This window comes from Ancylomarina sp. YFZ004 (assembly GCF_054254355.1).
In genome coordinates this window covers 14,291-32,996 of record NZ_JBTCHQ010000010.1, presented here as the reverse complement: position 1 = coordinate 32,996, position 18,706 = coordinate 14,291, and the positions used below count along the sequence as shown (strand labels likewise).

At 35.8% G+C, this 18,706-nt stretch carries 14 protein-coding genes; 2 read left to right on the top strand and 12 right to left on the bottom strand.

The genetic code is table 11. The features are described from left to right. Window positions 1-171: 171 nt before the first annotated feature. From ACXR6G_RS15110 to ACXR6G_RS15065, 10 genes are all read right to left on the bottom strand, one after another. Window positions 172-816 (bottom strand): flavodoxin family protein, encoded by a 645-nt coding sequence (locus tag ACXR6G_RS15110; RefSeq protein WP_458362275.1) that lies wholly within the window; start codon window positions 814-816, stop codon window positions 172-174. 605 nt (window positions 817-1,421) lie between these two features. Further along, window positions 1,422-1,973, bottom strand: a complete 552-nt coding sequence (locus ACXR6G_RS15105; RefSeq protein WP_458362274.1) for a 2-oxoacid:acceptor oxidoreductase family protein — start codon at window positions 1,971-1,973, stop codon at window positions 1,422-1,424. 91 nt (window positions 1,974-2,064) lie between these two features. Continuing rightward, entirely contained in the window at window positions 2,065-2,838 is a 774-nt protein-coding gene (locus tag ACXR6G_RS15100; protein ID WP_458362273.1) for a thiamine pyrophosphate-dependent enzyme, read from the bottom strand. A gap of 3 nt (window positions 2,839-2,841) precedes the next feature. Beyond that, window positions 2,842-3,927, bottom strand: a complete 1,086-nt coding sequence (locus ACXR6G_RS15095) for a 3-methyl-2-oxobutanoate dehydrogenase subunit VorB (RefSeq protein ID WP_458362272.1) — start codon at window positions 3,925-3,927, stop codon at window positions 2,842-2,844. 45 nt (window positions 3,928-3,972) lie between these two features. Beyond that, window positions 3,973-4,200, bottom strand: a complete 228-nt coding sequence (locus ACXR6G_RS15090) for a 4Fe-4S dicluster domain-containing protein (RefSeq protein ID WP_458362271.1) — start codon at window positions 4,198-4,200, stop codon at window positions 3,973-3,975. Between the two features lie 176 nt (window positions 4,201-4,376). After that, complete coding sequence (locus tag ACXR6G_RS15085; RefSeq protein WP_458362270.1) at window positions 4,377-5,693, bottom strand: aminotransferase class I/II-fold pyridoxal phosphate-dependent enzyme; 1,317 nt, start codon at window positions 5,691-5,693, stop codon at window positions 4,377-4,379. Between the two features lie 211 nt (window positions 5,694-5,904). Beyond that, window positions 5,905-6,420: a flavodoxin FldA gene (fldA, locus tag ACXR6G_RS15080; protein ID WP_458362269.1), complete on the bottom strand. Its 516-nt coding sequence runs from the start codon at window positions 6,418-6,420 to the stop codon at window positions 5,905-5,907. 127 nt (window positions 6,421-6,547) lie between these two features. Beyond that, a complete protein-coding gene (locus tag ACXR6G_RS15075; protein ID WP_458362268.1) occupies window positions 6,548-7,240 on the bottom strand; it encodes an Mpv17/PMP22 family protein in 693 nt (230 codons plus the stop codon). 95 nt (window positions 7,241-7,335) lie between these two features. Beyond that, on the bottom strand, window positions 7,336-7,494 hold the full coding sequence (locus ACXR6G_RS15070) for a hypothetical protein (protein WP_458362267.1): 159 nt from the start codon (window positions 7,492-7,494) through the stop codon (window positions 7,336-7,338). A 98-nt stretch (window positions 7,495-7,592) separates the two neighbouring features. Next, entirely contained in the window at window positions 7,593-9,656 is a 2,064-nt protein-coding gene (locus ACXR6G_RS15065) for an acetate--CoA ligase family protein (protein WP_458362266.1), read from the bottom strand. A gap of 515 nt (window positions 9,657-10,171) precedes the next feature. Between ACXR6G_RS15065 and hydE the strand changes: the two genes are divergently transcribed. Continuing rightward, window positions 10,172-11,254: a [FeFe] hydrogenase H-cluster radical SAM maturase HydE gene (gene hydE, locus ACXR6G_RS15060; protein ID WP_458362265.1), complete on the top strand. Its 1,083-nt coding sequence runs from the start codon at window positions 10,172-10,174 to the stop codon at window positions 11,252-11,254. A 76-nt stretch (window positions 11,255-11,330) separates the two neighbouring features. On the opposite strand, the gene ACXR6G_RS15055 is transcribed toward hydE, so the two are convergent. Beyond that, a complete protein-coding gene (locus ACXR6G_RS15055) occupies window positions 11,331-12,986 on the bottom strand; it encodes a M28 family metallopeptidase (RefSeq protein WP_458362264.1) in 1,656 nt (551 codons plus the stop codon). 325 nt (window positions 12,987-13,311) lie between these two features. On the opposite strand from ACXR6G_RS15055, the gene ACXR6G_RS15050 reads away from it, so the two are divergent. Further along, entirely contained in the window at window positions 13,312-17,112 is a 3,801-nt protein-coding gene (locus ACXR6G_RS15050) for a sensor histidine kinase (protein ID WP_458362263.1), read from the top strand. A 71-nt stretch (window positions 17,113-17,183) separates the two neighbouring features. Here ACXR6G_RS15050 and hydG read toward each other — a convergent pair whose 3' ends face one another. After that, complete coding sequence (hydG, locus tag ACXR6G_RS15045; protein ID WP_458362262.1) at window positions 17,184-18,623, bottom strand: [FeFe] hydrogenase H-cluster radical SAM maturase HydG; 1,440 nt, start codon at window positions 18,621-18,623, stop codon at window positions 17,184-17,186. Between the last annotated feature and the right edge of the window lie 83 nt (window positions 18,624-18,706).

Below are 18,706 nucleotides of genomic sequence, written 5' to 3'. Positions count from 1 at the left end.
GGCTAGCCATTTTTGTATATCGATAAGGGTAAATTGTATGAGTAGTAACAGTCCCGAAAGCTTTCGAGAGCGTGATAGCATTCTGTCAAAGCCTGATGTAGTTTCAGTAGGTTGCAGAATCTGTGTTTAGCAATTGTTCTGCCATTACTTACACAAAAGAGTCTGGAATTTTTATTTTAGACTTTGTCCTAGTTTCATGCCAAGCTCATATGCTTTATCTATTATCTCTTGTTGTTTTTTTACGGCTCCTTTTTCAAAGGCCTTAAAAACGGGTAGTGTTCCTACAATTTCGAAGCCTAAAGCTTCCATAGGTCTACTCATTGCCTCAATAGCGAATCCCATATCTGCCAAATCCTTTTGTTCGCAAACAGCCGAAATAACGACTTTCCTTTTTTGATTTGCAAGTCTTGAACTCCACTCACGTGGTCTTGTATTGTTGTCAAATTCATAAAAGCAGTACAATCTATCTATAAAAGCTTTCATCCATGATGTTATATTATAATTATGAACTGGAGATACCAAAATCAATCCTTGTGATTCCATAATACTAGGGTACAATAATGACATACCATCATTTATCATTATGCAAACCTTATCCTTTCTGCACTTTTCACAGCCAATACAACCCTTAAAATCTATAGTACCTAGATTAATATTTTCACTATCAATCTGTTCTGCAGTAAGACCAGCCGTAATTTGTTTTATTATGCTATCCGTATTGCCCCCTTTCCTTGGACTTCCTCCAATGGCTAATACTTTTGGTAATGGATTTTCTATATTTACAGCCTTTTTTATAAGTTCTTCAAAATAAATCATATTCACTCCTTAATTTACCAAGTTAAAATAAAAATATATGACTAAACTTCCCTACTTCATTTCTAATGTACCACAAGGGTCTTGCTGGGCTTCGTAAGTTATCAGGATTAAAATATCTTCCCCGCTACCGCACGATTATATCGTGAGGTTTATAATACAAAGGTACGCGATACTACTGAAACGAAGTGGAGATCAGCGAAGCTAATCGCACACCAGCACAGTACTTAATTAGATCTGCGACAATCAGCGGGAAGCCAAATTACACTTTCTAGTAATAGCATAACACTTACAGCTTACTTATAGTCAGATCATGACCCGCTACTGCAGATAAACTATCTGCAGGTTTCGAGTTGAGGGATCTGTGATCCTTTTTATAATAGAATATTGGCGATTTAAAATCGCATACTCGATAAACCTAGATTGCAAATCTGGATTAGACTGGCTTCAAGTCATAGCCGGAATATGACTTATTAAAATCTGCGCTAATTAGCGAAATCTGGGGGAAACAAATTACTATGGTCAGAGCATAGAAAAAGGGCAATCCTTACGGACTGCCCTTTACCTTCAATTGGATTGTATTTGTTGTTGTTTTTGTTGTTGTTTCTCTATAGAGATATTACAGTTTCAACATTTTCCATTCCTTTTTGAATTGCTTCAATATTTAAAGGAATCAATTTATGATGACGCTCTGGTAATGATTTCTCAAGACCTCTCTTTACATTATCAAGTAATACGATAGGCTTCACTTTTAGGAAACCTCCCATAATAATCATGTTGAAAGTCTTAGGGTTACCCATTTCAGTTGCTAAGGCTGCACCTGGAATTCTAAAGATGTTGATATCTGTTCTTTCTGGGTGATTTGTAATACCGTTTGGATCATATAATAATGTTCCACCTGGTTTAACATCATCCACAAACTTATCCATTGATTGCTGGTTAAGAATGATAGCTGTATCAAATTTCTTCAATACAGGAGAACTAATACGGTCATCGCTTAAGATTACAGTAACGTTAGCTGTACCTCCACGCATTTCAGGTCCGTATGATGGCATCCATGATACTTCCTGATCCTGCATAATTCCTGAGTAAGCAAGAATTTTACCCATTGAAAGTACACCTTGACCACCAAATCCTGCAATTATAATTTCTTCAGTCATTTTTTTACAGTTTTAATCGATTATAGGATAGATCTATGATTGTTCTAAATAATCTACCATAAAGTTAATCTAGCTCTATCCCTAATGAAATTTACTCGTCTTTTAATGTACCAAGTGGGTAAAAAGGAAACATATTTTCTTTCATCCACACGTTAGACGCTACAGGAGTTAATTTCCATCCTGAACTACAGGTTCCAACAATCTCGATGAATGAAATACCCTTATGCTCTCTGGTATTTTCAAAACCTTTACGAACCGCTTTTTTCAATTTACGAACCGCTCCTGGAGTTTCTGCTGATTGACGAGTCACAAAACGTGTACCAGGCAACATAGCAAGCATCTCAGTAATTCTCATTGGCTGACCAGTCACTGAGCAATCACGTCCATAAGGAGTCGTTGCAGTAACTTGTCCTTCAAGAGTTGTTGGTGCCATTTGTCCTCCTGTCATACCATAAATGGCATTATTTACGAAGAACACAACGATGTTTTCACCACGGTTACAAGCGTGCATAATTTCAGCACAACCGATAGAAGCCAAGTCACCATCACCTTGATAAGTGAAGACATATTTCTCAGGCATTAAACGAGCTGTTGCAGTAGCCAATGCAGGAGCACGACCGTGAGCAGCTTGTTGCCAATCGATATCTAAATAGTTATAGGCTAAAACAGAACATCCTACTGGTGAAACACCAATCGTATCTTCCTGAATTCCCATTTCGTCGATAACTTCAGCAATTACTTTATGAATTACACCATGAGTACAACCCGGGCAGTAATGCATTTCGTTATCTAAAAGAACTGAAGTCTTATCGTAGACCAAGTTCTCTGCGTTGATTATATTTTTAAGATCAGTTGTTGCTGTCATAACTTATTCTCCTATAAAATTTTGTTCCAATGCTTCAACTACTTCATCAGGAGTAGGAATGATTCCACCATAACGACCATAATGCTCTACTGGCACTTTACCGTTAACTGCCAAACGAACATCTTCGACCATTTGACCGGCACTCATTTCTACTGATAAAATTCCTTTAACCTGACCAAGCATTTCTTGAATAGCCTTAGTTGGGTAAGGGAATAGAGTTATAGGGCGTAACAAACCAACTTTGATACCTTTCTCACGAGCCAACTCAATTGCCTTTTGGCAAATACGAGCACTTGAACCGTAAGCTACAAATAGATAGTCAGCATCATCACATGCAATTTTTTCGAAACGAACATCGTTTTCTTCCATTGCGCGATATTTCGCTTGCAATTTGTGGTTGAAAATCTCTTGTTTAGCTGAATCTAGATCTAGAGATGTAGAAATTCTACGAGTAATCCCTTTTCTCTTTCCAGTAGTTGCCCATGATCCAGACATTTCCTCAATTTCTTCAGGAGTCCAACGTGGCTTATACTCTGACAATTCAACTTTCTCCATCATCTGACCAATAACACCATCAGTCAAAATCATAGCTGGATTCAAATATTTAAAGGCAAGATCGAAACCTAAACCAACAAAATCGTTCATTTCCTGAACAGAAGCAGGAGCCAACACAATTAGCTTGTAGTCACCATGCCCACCACCTTTTACAGCTTGAAAATAGTCAGACTGAGCAGGTTGGATAGTACCTAAACCTGGACCTCCTCGTACTACGTTTACGATCAAAGCAGGTAATTCTGCTCCAGCAAGGTAAGTGATACCTTCCGCTTTCAAACTAATCCCAGGACTAGATGAAGATGTAAATATTTTTTTACCGCAAGATGCACCACCGTAAACCATGTTGATTGCAGCGACTTCGCTTTCTGCCTGAAGAACAACCATTCCAGTTGTTTCCCAAGGTTTGCGAATCATAAGGGTTTCCATAACTTCGGACTGAGGCGTAATTGGGTAACCAAAATACCCATCACATCCACAACGTATAGCTGCTTCAGCAATTACTTCATTCCCTTTCATTAATCGAATATCTCCCATTACAAGAATATTTTTAAGATTTTCAGATTTTGATTAAAATAGAATCTAGCTTGCTTTTGTTCTGTAAACAGTAATTACTGTATCAGGACAAACTAATCCACAACTTGAACAACCAATACATGCTTCAGGATTGGCCATGTGAGCATAATGGTAACCTTTGCCATTAACGTCGCGTGCAAGTTCGATAACCTGTGTAGGGCAAGCTACAACACATAAGCCACAACCTTTACACTTTTCGGTATCAACAACAATAGCACCTATAAATTTTGCCATAGCGTTTATATATTTAAATAATTAAATTTTATTTTGCTCGATAAAGGTAACAATTCAAAAGCTGTTATCCTTATTCCCCTTACGATTTATCACAAATACGGTAAATTTACAATCAGTCTAAATAAATTTACCGCAATTATTAACAAAATCGTTACTTATTAGTCCTAAATCATCAACTAAGCTAATACTTGATGATGCTTATGGAACTCTTTCAAGCGATATTCCAAATCATCAAATTGAGAACGTGCAATTTGAGACACACAAGCTCTAAGTCCTTCTTTCAAACTACCTGTCTCATTCAAACAAATAGCTGAGATACCATAGTACAACAGTTTTTTATTCAAATCTGGCCCAGTCAAACCAGGATAAGAAATTGTGAAGTAAAATCCATCTGCTAGTGGCAGATCAACATCAGTACTATAAACCAACTCAAAACCATTGTCCATAAATAGCTTCTTCATGATCTTAGCTCTCTCACCATATTCTCTTACATCTTCAACAAAATTGAATTTACCTTCATTAGCAGCTTTTAGCATACCATGTAAACCGTATTGTGCTGAATGAGATACTCCTGAAGATAAGGTGTAAATAATTCGATATACAACGGTATAACCAAAACCATCCGTTCCAAAACGCTTCTTTAAGCCATCGTATCTTCTTTTATAAAGATTATCTGAAATACAAAGCAAGCCAATTCTTTGTCCTGCATAAGAGAATGCCTTAGAACTTGAAATCATCAAAACATAGTTGTCAGTATATCTTGCTACAGAAGGTTGATATGGTCCAACACCTGGCTGACTAAGATCTACTCTAAAGTCCATTGCGAAATAGGCAAGATCTTCCAATACAATTGCATCGTATTTTGTAGCCATCTCACCAATAGTCTTCAACTCACATTCATTCATACAAATCCAAGCAGGGTTGTTAGGGTTTGAATAAACGATACCTGCGATATTGCCTTTTGACATAATTGACTCAAGCTTAGCAAGCAATTTATCTCCACGGTAATCGTAAATATCAAAGGTTTCGTATTTCATTCCCAAAACATCCATCTGAGTTTTCTGAACAGGGAAACCTGGATCGACAAATAGTATGGTATCCTTACCTTCAGTAGCTGAACAAACAGCCATAAAAGCAGCATAGCCACCTTGCATAGATCCAACTGTTGGGATAACGCCTTCAGGCTTCATATCAACATTCATGAAGTTCTTAATGAATTTAGAACCTTCATCTTTCAACACCTTTACACCTTCAAGCATTGGGTAGGCTGCAGCAACACCATTATCAAGAGCTGCTTTTTCAGCTTCAATACCATATTTAGAGGCAGCTAGACCCGGAACCCCCATTTCCATACGAATGAATTTATCACCGCTCTCTTCTTCGATCATATTCACCACACGCACCACATCACGTATAGTTGCATCTTCCATCTTTTCTATTTCACATAGAGCTAATTTATCATCTACTATTTGAGAACTTATGGGGGTTTTCATACTTATATATTTAAAAGTTATTATTTATAAATAAGATCATTTTGAATCAACTGCAATTTTACGAAATTCCCTTACAATTTAAAACTTATTGGGCTTATATAATTACAGTCTAAAGAAAGTAATCGTTGTAAATTTACCAAATTGATAGTTAAGGGCAAAAAAAAGCTCACTTTCGGAAAAGTGAGCTTTGATTAACAAGATTTGCTCTTGTTTATTTCATTTCTGGGAGAATAACTTTTAACCAATTATCCACTCTCTCTTCAGTTAAATCATCTTCAAAATCCTCATCTATAGGCAAACCAACAAATTTACCATCAACAAATGCACGAGATTCGTTATACTCATACCCTTCGTCGCTAACTTCCCCAATGCATGTCGCGCCTGTTTTCTTAACAACTTCGAACAACTCGCCCATAGCATCTACAAAAAAATCTGAATAGGCGATATGATCACCAAGACCAAAGATTGCGACTTTTTTGCCTTTTAAGTCAATTCCATTCATCTTCGGAAGAAATTGATCCCAATCATTTCCTTCATTATCTGAAGCCCAAGTATGTTTTCCAAGCGTAGAAATACCTAGAATGATATTATCATACGCATCGAATGCATTAGCATCAACTTCTTTGACTTTTACTAAATCAACATTATCAATTTTGCTAGCAACAAGCTTTGCTACTTTTTCCACATTACCTTCTTGTGGGCCGTAAAATAATCCAATTTTTGCCATATTTTCAGTATAAAGAGATGAGACTTGGGGCAAAGCATATAGATCAAAAAGAAATGATCGAGTATACTTTTTATAAAAAAATAGAGGATTAAGAATCTTTAATTCTCAATCCTCTACAAAGTTATAATTATTTAGCACTTTTCAAACTTGCGGTGGCAAGCAATACCCCTAAAACAATTCCTAATGCCGCAGCAAAAAGAACTTGATAATCGGGAGGTAATAAGAACGTGAAAGTATGAGCAGGAATCCAGAAAAAAGGAATCGTTTTTTTGAAAACAAAGTTCCATTGGATACCCCAATCTAATTTTTGAAAAATATTTGAAAACTGAATAGGTCTCAATAGACCACCTATAGTTCCGCCATTATCAATAATATGAATATCTGTGATTTTATGCAAAGTCATCATTACAGGAGCATAAATAAGATTCATACATGCTGATATAGCAAAAGCAACCAATAGTTTTTCTCCACTGAAAGCACCTTTCAGAATTTCAGTAGCACCTTCGAGTCCTAAATAGTTAAGGAATATTGGCGTTCCAGTATAAAAAATCACAAAAGCCAACTTGATCGTTAATCCTAAAAATCCCCAAACAATAGCTCTTGGTAAAATACCAAAACCTTTATAGTTATAGGCTCCTGATTTCATTCTCAAACCAATGACCTCACCTAAGGTGGCAAGTAAGGCGAATTTAATAAAACTGGTAATCATACCGTGAGCTTTATTGAAACCTACATAAAAGTTGAACACCTCTTCTGACAAGAAAAATGGCATAAAGCACGCCACAACACAAAGTATGAATATTAAATCTTGTTTTTTCATCTCTTAAATTATCATTCAAATGGTAAATAATATCTAGATCTTCCGATCGAGATTAAAAATAAATACCCGAGACAAAGCCTCGGGTATTATCCAGCTTATTTTACTGGTTTTGCTGGTTGTTCTGTATGAATAACGAAGCCCTTTTGTAATCCTTTATAGATATTGCTCCAATTCAGAACAACAGCTATTAAAAGAACGACAATAAAACTGATCATCAGTTTTTCATTCAGGCTTAAATCTTTTAACTTTCTCATAGTATAATGAGTGATTTAGTTGGTGAGTAAAGTATCAATTTGAAAGCCTCAAAGGTATCTTCAAATAAATGAACTTACAAACCTGTTAATTCACAATATTACATCTCTTTCTCAATTCTAATACGAGCATCAACAGCTACAACAGCATCTTTCGATCCTAGAAGTGGATTCAAGTCCATTTCGAAAATCTCTGGAGCAACAGTCATTAATGCAGCAACACGAGCAACAGCATCAGCAAACTTATCTTCGTTTACAGGCTCTTGTCCACGCATACCTTTAATGATACCATACGATTGTAATCCACGAATCATTTCGTGAGCTTCGTCAATTGAAATTGGAGCCAAAGCAGCTTTTACATCTTTAAACACTTCGATGAAGATTCCACCTAGTCCACAAAGAACCATGTGACCGAATTTCTCTTCACGCTTAGCACCAATAAATACTTCTGTTCCGCTAATCTGAGAGCACATCATGACTGCATAAGTCTCAGGAATCTTGATCAAACGCTCGAATTCAGCAACAACAGTTTCTTCATTCATCACATTTAATACAACACCACCTACATCTGATTTATGAACTGGTCCAACAACTTTCATTACCATTGGGTAACCAATTTCAGTAGCCATTACTTTTGCAGCTTCAACCGTATCAATCACACCTTCTTTCGAACGGTCAATTCCAGCAGCATCAAGTAAAGCGTGAATTTTCTCAGGAGCTAAGTAACCGTTTTCAGCCTCATCGATAATTGCGCGAATCGCTTTTTTATCAACTTCAGGAATAACAATATTCTCTGGCTCTGGCTTTGGTGTATTATAAACTTTAGCAAGCGCATCACCAAATACAACCTCATCAGGGAAATTGATTCTTCCTTTAGCTAGGAAATGCTCAATCTCATCTTTAACGTTGACTACTGATGGCAGAATTGGATAAATAGGCTTTTTGCACTGCTTCATCTTCTCGTCCAACAAATCGTAAACATCGTATACTGGACATAATCCTGGGCTACCAAAAATAACTGCCATCGCATCGATATTATCGAAATCATTCTCACAAGCATCAATAATATCACCCAAATGTTGAGCCGTACCTGTTGCCAAGAAATCGATTGGATTTGCTACTGAAGAACCACCGTAAAGTTTTTCTAAAAGAGCATCAGCCTTAGGGCCTTCGATATGTGGTACATCTAAACCATTATTTGAAAGTGAATCGGTCAACATTACTGCTGGTCCACCTGCATGAGTAATAACAGCGATGTTTTTACCTTTCAATTCTGGGTGCATAAAGATAGAAGCTACAGTAGCTAACTCATCTCTACCAGAACAACGAACAATACCTGCTTTTTTGAAAAGTGCGTTTACTGCAACATCAGGACTAGCAAGAGCACCAGTATGTGAAGATGCAGCACGAGAACCAGCCTCAGAACTACCCGACTTAATAGCTGCAATCTTACATCCTTTACGAATCAAAGAAGAAGCGTGCTTCAATAACATCTCTGGCTTATCGATGTTCTCGATATATAATAATTTAACTGAACTTGACGTTTTTGGATCGTAACTCTCATCCATATATTTAATAATCTCTTCAACACCCATTTGTGCAGAATTACCAACTGAATATACGCTTGAAAAAGATAGTCCTTTAGGTACAGCCGATTCCATAATAAAAACGGCAGTTGCACCAGAACCTGAAATAAAGTCACATCCTTTAGGATCTAAAGATGGAATTGGCGTTGTGAAAACACCATTGTAGTTTGGATTAAGTATACCAACACAGTTAGGTCCAATTAAAGAACCACCTACCGAGTTTATAGTCTCAACAATTTGTCTTTCTAACTCAGCTCCTTCTTCATTTTCCTCGCTGAATCCTGCTGAAAGAATAATGAAAGCACGTGTATTTTTCTCTTCAGCCAACAATTTGATTGTCGAAGGACAAAACTTAGCAGCAATCGCTAAAATAGCACAATCTACATCAGGTAAATCTTGTGGGTTCTTATATGACTTAACGCCTTGAACCTCGTCTAACTTTGGGTTAGCAACATATAGGTTTCCTTTAAAATCACCATCGATAAGGTTTTTCAAAACTTTACCACCTGGCTTTTGTACATCGTCAGAACCTCCAACAACAACAATACTTTTAGGATTTAATAACTGTTCGTTTATCATTGTATGTATTTTTATATTTTGTTTCAAGCTGATTCCTTATTAACCCTGAGTTAAAATAAAATCATTTGTAATTACAATAGACTATTTGAAGTCACTTTGGGGTGAATCTTCATTCAAAAATCTCAATCAATTCAAATAATGATTCTTCAGATTTTCGCACAAATATAGTAAGAATCAGTACTCTAAAAAGTCGAATTAGTAATAATCTATAAGCACAAGCGTGTTTATTGGAGTAAAATCAGCTATTTAGAACCGGTCTAAAACAATCGTTTGCGCTCCATATTAAAATTGATGAACATCTCACCATAAATTAGATGAACCTGATTAATTTCTTTCATCTTATAATTACCAAATAAAATAATTAAGCTAAATTAAATAAAGAGTTTCGAGTGCGAAATTCCAAATACTAAAAAACTTGATAGACTACTTGAAATTTTATCCCTATTTTTGCCACACAACAAACACATAAACATTGCATTTTATTAATGCCGTTTTGAAAGCCTAAGTCAACAAGCATGGATATAAGTTTCGATACATTATTGCAAAAAGAGAGCTTTACTAAAGACGAAATTATTCGACTTTTAAAAGCGAGTGGTGAGCAGGAAAAAGCATTATTTAAGCGATCACACGACGTCAAAATCAAACATATCGGGAATAAAGTTTATTTTCGTGGCCTAGTTGAATTCTCAAATATTTGCAAAAAAGATTGCTTATACTGTGGTATTCGTGCTTCCAATAAAATGGTTAATCGCTACGATATTGCCGATGACCAAATTCTGAAAGCTGCCAAGTTTGCTCACGAGCACAATTATGGATCCCTGGTTTTACAAGCGGGTGAACGTTCAGATCCTGCTTTTACAGAAAGAATCTGCCAACTTTTAAAGGCTATTAAAAAAATCAGCAATAACGAACTGGGTATCACCATCTCAATTGGCGAGCAAACTAAAGAGACTTATCAGAAATGGTTCGACGCTGGTGCTCATCGTTACCTTCTACGTGTAGAATCAAGCAATCCTGATCTTTACAATAAAATTCATCCCAATAATGACGAACATTCTCATGCTACTCGCCTAAAATGTCTGAAATATTTACAAGAAATTGGCTACCAAACTGGAACGGGTGTCATGATTGGTCTTCCTTTTCAAACCTACGAAGATCTAGCTAAGGATATCCTTTTCATGAAAGAATTTGATATTGATATGGTGGGAATGGGACCTTTCATTGAGCATGATCAAACACCTCTTTACGAGCACAAAGATGAATTGATGCCCCTAAATGATAGATTTAGATTAACACTTAGAATGATTGCAGTTCTTCGAATCATGATGAAGGATATTAATATAGCTTCGGCAACGGCTTTACAGGCTATTGATCCTCTCGGAAGAGAGAAAGCCTTAAAGATTGGAGCCAATATCATCATGCCAAATATTACGCCAACTCAAGAAAGAGCGAATTACTTATTATACCAAAACAAGCCTTGTATTGATGAAGGTGCTGATGACTGCACAAACTGTATGGAAGCTCGTATTAATATGGCCGATGGTGAAATTGGCTATGGACAATGGGGTGATTCTTTACACTACAAATCAAGACATTAATTGACGTACATATATAAAAGAAGCGATCTTAGATTTAAAATCTAAGATCGCTTTTTTATTCTTATATCTTACCTTATTAATTTGCCATTTGCTTTTCACGAACAGCTTTAAATTCAGATCCCGCTTTCCATTTTGGGAAAGTATCTTGGTTGGCTAGTTTCCATCCGATTCTAAACATCAATTGAGCATCCTCTTTTACTCCTGATAAATCCCACCAGTCTTGATACTCATCAAAAGGTTTGTGATAATTATTGGCTAACCAATCCTTTTCCTTTTTAGACATATAGTCTTTTCCCTTTTCAATATGATCGCTATTCCCTCTAGCAAATAAAGCTGGTACGCCAGCCTTAGCGAAGCTAAAATGATCGGCTCTATAATACATGCCTGTATGAGGATTTGGATCTGGAAGAATATAACGACCTTGCTCTTTGGCCGCCTCAGACGCATAATCATCAAGCTCAGATTGACCAAAACCTGTTACCATTAAATCTTTCATTCTACCATAAGGCAACATCAAATCATTGTTGATATTCGCCACTGTTTTATTCAGTGGAAACACAGGATGACTGACGTAGTATGCAGAACCATTCAAGCCTGACTCTTCAGCCGAAGGTGCAAGAAAGACGATTGAACGTCGAGGTGTAGGCATCGCTTTAAAGGCACGCGCAATTTCGAACATCCAAGCTAGTGAAGTCCCATTATCAACTGCACCATTATATATACTATCACCATTCATTTTACGACCAATTCCCAAATGATCCCAATGTGCAGAATACACAATGCATTCATCTGATAAGTCGCTTCCTTTTATCATGCCAATCACATTGTTGGTTTTATCTTCACGATAAGAATTACGAATAGTCATGCTCATCTTTGTATCCAAAGCAAAGCCTTTAAAACCTTTCTTCTTAGCATCTAAAATGGCCTCTTCCAAGTTCAATTTATTTCCAATAAAAATATCTGCCGCAATATCATGAGTCAACCATCCCTCCATTGCAGCTCTGTCAGCATATTTATTTTTTGATTGCTGATACAGTTTTGGAACCAATGCTGAATTCAAAACGACGGACCAAGGATAACCTGCTCCTTTTGTATCATGAATAATCAATAAAGCCGCTGCTCCTTGTCTTGCAGCCTCCTCAAATTTATAACTCCAACGACCGTAATAGGTCATCTCATTACCTTTAAATAACTTATCATCGCCAGAGTCAAGTCCAGGATCATTAACCAAGACTAGAACCGTTTTTCCTTTTACATCTAAATTCTCGTAATCATTCCATCCATATTCTGGGGCAACAATTCCATAACCTGCGAAAACAAGTTCGGAATCTTTCACTTCAATGCGATCTTCTAAACGATGTGAAAAAATAACAAACTCATCTTTATAAGAGATATTTTCCTCTTTCCCATTCGTATTCAAATTCATTGGCATATCAACCCCTACAGCCACTTCAACCAAAGGAACTTCTTGCAGATAACTATTCTCAACTGCAGGAGTCAATTCCAAATCAGAATAAACATTTGAGATATAGTCAATCGTTTTAACCTCTCCCTCTGAGAATGGTTTTCGACCTTGAAATTCATCTGATGCCAATACTTGAATATATTCTTTCATCTGATTTTCTGACATTTTCGCTTCAGCCTTTTCAAGTGAAAGTTTTGGCTGACAAGCAAAAAAGGACAGAGTCAAGCCGACAAAAACAGCTCTTGTAATCAATTTAGTAGTCATCATTTTTTAGCTTATAGTTTTTCAATCTAGGAAGTCAAGTATTTATTCAATTCTTAATGGTCTGTAACCATACAATTTTCAACAACTTAAGTTCAATACAAAACATCAACTTCTTTAATTATTTCAGTTTCTTGAGAACAAATGTATAATTTTTAAATGCTTAAAAAAATTTGTACCTTTTACTGCTTTAAAAAAAAGCTTATCTCAACTTAACTAGAGATAAAAGAATCAATAAATTTCCCTATTAACTTATGGAGATTCAAAAAGTTAATTTAACCATAAGCTATAATTGGCATTCTTTTTATGCCAAAGGAAAAGCATTTATAAGATGAACAAGCTATTCTCTAAAATATTACTAAGTCTAAGCCTATTCCTGCTCACTGTATCTAGCTATGCACAGCATTATAGTTTCACTAATTATTCTTTGGAAGAAGGCTTACCACAATCTGAGGTTTCGTCAATAATTCAAGACAAAAAAGGAAACTTATGGTTAGGAACAAGTGGAGGAGGCCTTGCCCGTTTCAATGGCCGAGAATTCTTCACTTACAATAATAAACATGGATTGGCTGACAATAATATTCAATCTCTGCATCAAGATAAAAAAGAAAATATTTGGATTGGAACGAGTGTTGGCATTAGTTTATTTGATGGAATTAGTTTCATTAACTACAATGAAAATGATAGCTTGCCTATTGCCAGATACACGAATATTCAAGAAGCTAATGATGGTAAAATATGGGCTTTGGGATTTAAGGATAATCAAAGTATTTTAGTTTATCTTGAAAATGGTCACTTTTATAATGCAAGCAAATTATATCCAGAACTTAGCAAAGACAACAAGGTTTTTTCAATCCTAAACGATCCAACAGGAAAAATTCTAATCACAACTCAAAATACTTTATATGAATATAAAGACGATGAGCTAGCTAGATCGAACTTAAACGATGAACCGCTTTTCAAAGATCAGATCATTTTCCCTTCTTTTTTTGATTCTAACAAAGCATGTTGGTATCGAATTTTAAAGCCTGGATTTGGTTTCAATATATATAAAACCGAAAACGATCAGTTCACAAAAATTGATCTCCCAACTTCTATAGATCCTCAAAAAATCACCAATATTAATCTTGATTCTCAGGAAAGACTTTGGCTCTGCATTAGAGACGTTGGTGTGGCTGTCCTTTCAGGCAAAAGTGCTGTAATCATGGATCAAAGCAAGGGACTAATATCATCTTATATAGACAAGGTACTTGAAGATAAAGAGGGTGACATTTGGCTTACAACAAGTGGAAGTGGTCTAATTAAATATGGTTCAAATAAGTTTCTATCTCTCGATTTCACTAATATTATTGGAGGCAATATTGTTATAGCGACTCTTCAAGACTCAGAAGGTTATCATTGGTTTAGTATTTCTGGAAAGGGAATTGTCCGTCATAAAAATGGAGAAGTTCAAATTTTAAATTCAGAAACCCATCCAGCCCTAAGCAGAGCTCACGATTTGCTTGAGCTTGAAGATGGAAAGATCCTTATTGCCACTCAAGAAGGTTTATTAGTATATCAGAATGGAAAAATTCAGAATGCTTCGGAAAAGTATGGCTTCCATCCCAGAGCTATCATCTCAGATATGTGTGCTACTAAAAATGGAATTTGGTTTGCAGTTGTAAATCTCGGCATTGTTTTTATTGATAATAACAACAACAGACGTTTTATTAACAATGAAAGCCACGAATTAACAACTGGTGTTATCTCAAATTTGTTTGTTGATTCAAAGAATCGCCTTTGGCTTTCTCATATTCAAGGTGTTTCAGTTCTTGATGGAGAAAATATAATAAATTACGATAAAACGAATGGGCTAAGCCATGATTGGGTTATTCAAACTTGCGAAGATCAACTGGGCCGGATTTGGGCTGCAACTTTCAATGGAGGCCTTTGTTATTGGGACGATCAGAGATGGACAAACATTGGTACAAAAGATGGTTTAAGCTCTGAAATCACCTATTCAATCCTTAGGGATCAGGAAGGTAATATTTGGGCAGGAACTCAAAATGGTGTTGATCGAATTTCTTTTGATTTATCGGGTGAGATTGATAAAATACGAAACTACGATAAGTATGATGGTTTTATTGGCATAGAAAATAATGGGGCAAGCAATTATATTGATGCGAATCAAAACTTATGGTTTGGAACCGTAAATGGAGCCATGGTGTTCAATCCTGAAAATGATAATATTAACATCACCCCTCCTATTATTCAGCTAACCGATATTTTGTTGTTTTTCAAGAGAATAGATTGGAGCAATAAAAAATACAAAAATAAATCTAGTTCAATTAGTCCATGGTTCCCTATCCCACAGGATTTGAATTTGACTCATGACATGCATCACCTTACCTTTAATTTTGAAGCCTTAAGTTATAAATCTCCTGAAAAGGTTAAATATAAGTGGATACTCGAAGGTTTAGATAAAGAATGGTCACCTGTCACGAACAAATCAGAAGCCACATATTCAAGAATTCCTCCAGGAACTTATACCTTTAAGATTAAAGCTTCCAATAGTGATGGAATATGGACACCTACTCCATATGAATACACATTCACTATTCTACCACCCTGGTGGTTAACCTGGTGGTTCTTATCATTGCTTGTGATTTTCCTAGCCATTGTCGTGTTCTTAACGATCAAAATCAGACTAATAAATATTCGCAACAAACAAAAAGTGCTTGAAATAATGGTCTTTGACAAGACTAAAGAGATTAGATCTCAAAAAACAGAAATTGAGAAAAAGAAAGAGGCGCTTGAGGAACAAAAAGAAGAAATTCTACAACAATCGCAATTTCTTCAGAAGTCATATATGAATCTGATTCACCTAAATGATATTGGTAAAATAATTACAGCGAACTTATCATTTGAAAGAATTATAGATTCTGCATATCAGTCGATAAAAGAATTGATGGATGCTTCTATTTTTGGAATAGGTATTTACGACAAAAATAAAAAAGATCTTTATTTCCCCAGATTTAAAGAAGATGGGAACGACATCAGTAACATCAGGTTTAAATTAGATGATCCCAATAGACTTGCAGTATATTGCTATAATAATGAAACTGAGATTTTCATTAATGATCTGGATAAAGAAGCTTCAAAATATATCAAAGAAGTCATCGCAATCAGTCATTCACACATCCCAAAATCAGTTATTTATTTGCCTTTAAAAGTAAGAGGTAAAATCATTGGTGTTATCACAGTTCAAAGCTTCATTAGAAATGCCTTCAAAGAGTATCATTTAAGCCTTCTACAGAATATTGCTGTGTATACTAGTATTGCGATAGAAAATGCACAAGTCTTTCAGAAAATAGAACTACAAGCTAAATGGTTACAGAATGCAAACAACAACATTAACCTACAGAAGGAAGAGATTCTTAACAAGAATTCCGAGCTAACAGATTTAAATAATGAAAAAAATCACTTGATTGGCATTATTGCTCACGATCTAAAGAACCCATTAACCTCAACACTTACAATTGCTGAATATCTTAAATCGCAGATAAAGATTAGTAATCATCCTGAAGATATAGAGAACATAGACTATATGCTCAATGCTCTAAATCGAATGAATATGATGATTACTCGAATTCTTGATGTAAAAATGATAGAATCAAAAAGCACTAATTTACGAATTGAAAAAATTAACCTTTCTAAATTACTTGATATCGTCAATCAGAACTTCAAAGAGAAGCTGGAACGAAAGAATATTAAACTAAATTTTGCCCCTGCAGAAACCTATGTAAATGCAGATCCCGAGTACATGACTCAAGTTTATGAAAACTTAATTTCAAACGCTATTAAATTTTCACCTTCCCATAAGGAAATATGGGTGAAAGTTTGGGAAGATGGCGATAAAGTTAAGACTATGGTAAAAGATGAAGGCCCCGGAATATCACCTGAAGATCAAAAAATAATGTTTGGTAAATTTCAGGTTCTGACAGCCAAACCGACTGCAGGAGAACGCTCAACAGGACTCGGACTCTCCATTGTAAAGAAATACGTTGAAGCTATGGAAGGTAAAGTTTGGTGTGAAAGCGAACTTGGTCAGGGTAGTAATTTCATTATAGAGATGGATAAAGCAATAAGTTAAAATATTATTTCTTAGACGTAAAAAAGCCCGATTTAAATCGGGCTTTTCTATGATATATTATGGATTAAAATCTAGAAATATAGATCTCGCTCACCTTTTTTCACTTTATCTAATCGCTCTAATAATGGAGCGACTTTCAGACTATCTTTCTTTTTAAGTTCTTCAATTTTAACATCAATCAACTTGTAACCTTTTACTTTTTGCTCAGATGTCGAATAATCCTCAAGGTATTCAGCCAAAGTTAGTATAGCATTCTGAGTACAGAACCGCTTTATAAAGCCAGGAACTGAAAATTCCATGAAGTGTTCACCTGTTCTTCCTTTACGATAACAGGCCGTACAAAATGAAGGTAAGTATTGCTTATCAAGTAACTCATCAATCACCTCACCAAGACTTCTTGTATCGCCAATTTCAAATTGCTCATGATCTAGTTGTTGATCCTCATGATTTTCTTCAGAATAGCCTCCTAGTTGAATATTAGTTCCTGCATCAATCTGGGACACACCCAACTTAATAACTTCTTCACGCAGCTCTTTAGTTTCACGAGCGGTAAGAATAAGACCTGTATAAGGTACCGCCAATCGAAGAATAGCAACTAAACGAATAAAATCTTCATCACTAACTTCATAATCAGGATCGATGGTTGAATCGGATGCCGCTTTTATTCTTGGGAATGAAATAGTATGTGGTCCTACGTTATAACAAGCTTCAAAGTGATTCACATGTCGAAGAAGCCCCAAAACTTCGTATTTCCAATCGTATAAGCCAAAAAGGGCACCAATACCTACATCATCAATCAAAGCTTCTTGAGCGCGATCTAAACCCGTCAAGCGCCAGTCAAAATTACTTTTCTGACCACTTAAGTGATATTTTGCGTAAGCTTCACGATGATAGGTTTCTTGAAAAATCTGATAGGTTCCAATTGCTGAAGCTTTAACCGTTTTAAAACCTTCAATATCTAAAGGAGCTGCATTAATATTTACGCGTCGAATTTCGCCTGGTCCAGATTTCACAGAATAAACAGTACGTACTGAGTCTGCTATAAAATCAGCATCATACATAGGGTGCTCTCCATAAACTAGAATCAAACGCTTCTGACCATTATCTTCAAGTGATTTCACTTCAGACCTAAGCTGAGTTTCATTAAGCGTTGTTCGTTTCTGTTTTTTATTTGAAGCACGGAATCCACAATAGGTGCAATTGTTCACACACTTATTGCCTACATATAGCGGAGCAAAAATAACTATTCTATCGCCATAAACATTCTCTTTCAGCGTTCGTGCACCAGCCTTAATTTCTTCAATTAATTCCGGATCTTCCGTTTTCAATAGCAAGGCAGTTTCCTCCATACTTAAACGGTTTTTAGCCAATGATTTTTTAATAACAGCTCTTACATTTTCTTTTGTAGCTTCTGCAGCATCTAAGATCTCCCAAATTTCAGATTCATCAATAAAAGGTTTCATTCTTTCATCTTTGATTCTGTATTCTTGAGGTTTATAAATCATCTTCATTTTATAATCTTTTAAGCCAGCTCAAGCTTATTCTTATCGAATATGAACACTATATACGATAAAGCATATATAGCTTAGCGGCA

What these genes read in the sequence shown, in the direction of transcription:
- ACXR6G_RS15110 (WP_458362275.1), bottom strand. Translation starts at nt 816, where the DNA reads ATGATTTATTTTGAAGAACTTATAAAAAAGGCTGTAAATATAGAAAAT.
- ACXR6G_RS15105 (WP_458362274.1), bottom strand. Translation starts at nt 1,973, where the DNA reads ATGACTGAAGAAATTATAATTGCAGGATTTGGTGGTCAAGGTGTACTT.
- ACXR6G_RS15100 (WP_458362273.1), bottom strand. Translation starts at nt 2,838, where the DNA reads ATGACAGCAACAACTGATCTTAAAAATATAATCAACGCAGAGAACTTG.
- ACXR6G_RS15095 (WP_458362272.1), bottom strand. Translation starts at nt 3,927, where the DNA reads ATGGGAGATATTCGATTAATGAAAGGGAATGAAGTAATTGCTGAAGCA.
- ACXR6G_RS15090 (WP_458362271.1), bottom strand. Translation starts at nt 4,200, where the DNA reads ATGGCAAAATTTATAGGTGCTATTGTTGTTGATACCGAAAAGTGTAAA.
- ACXR6G_RS15085 (WP_458362270.1), bottom strand. Translation starts at nt 5,693, where the DNA reads ATGAAAACCCCCATAAGTTCTCAAATAGTAGATGATAAATTAGCTCTA.
- fldA (WP_458362269.1), bottom strand. Translation starts at nt 6,420, where the DNA reads ATGGCAAAAATTGGATTATTTTACGGCCCACAAGAAGGTAATGTGGAA.
- ACXR6G_RS15075 (WP_458362268.1), bottom strand. Translation starts at nt 7,240, where the DNA reads ATGAAAAAACAAGATTTAATATTCATACTTTGTGTTGTGGCGTGCTTT.
- ACXR6G_RS15070 (WP_458362267.1), bottom strand. Translation starts at nt 7,494, where the DNA reads ATGAGAAAGTTAAAAGATTTAAGCCTGAATGAAAAACTGATGATCAGT.
- ACXR6G_RS15065 (WP_458362266.1), bottom strand. Translation starts at nt 9,656, where the DNA reads ATGATAAACGAACAGTTATTAAATCCTAAAAGTATTGTTGTTGTTGGA.
- hydE (WP_458362265.1), top strand. Translation starts at nt 10,172, where the DNA reads ATGGATATAAGTTTCGATACATTATTGCAAAAAGAGAGCTTTACTAAA.
- ACXR6G_RS15055 (WP_458362264.1), bottom strand. Translation starts at nt 12,986, where the DNA reads ATGATGACTACTAAATTGATTACAAGAGCTGTTTTTGTCGGCTTGACT.
- ACXR6G_RS15050 (WP_458362263.1), top strand. Translation starts at nt 13,312, where the DNA reads ATGAACAAGCTATTCTCTAAAATATTACTAAGTCTAAGCCTATTCCTG.
- hydG (WP_458362262.1), bottom strand. Translation starts at nt 18,623, where the DNA reads ATGAAGATGATTTATAAACCTCAAGAATACAGAATCAAAGATGAAAGA.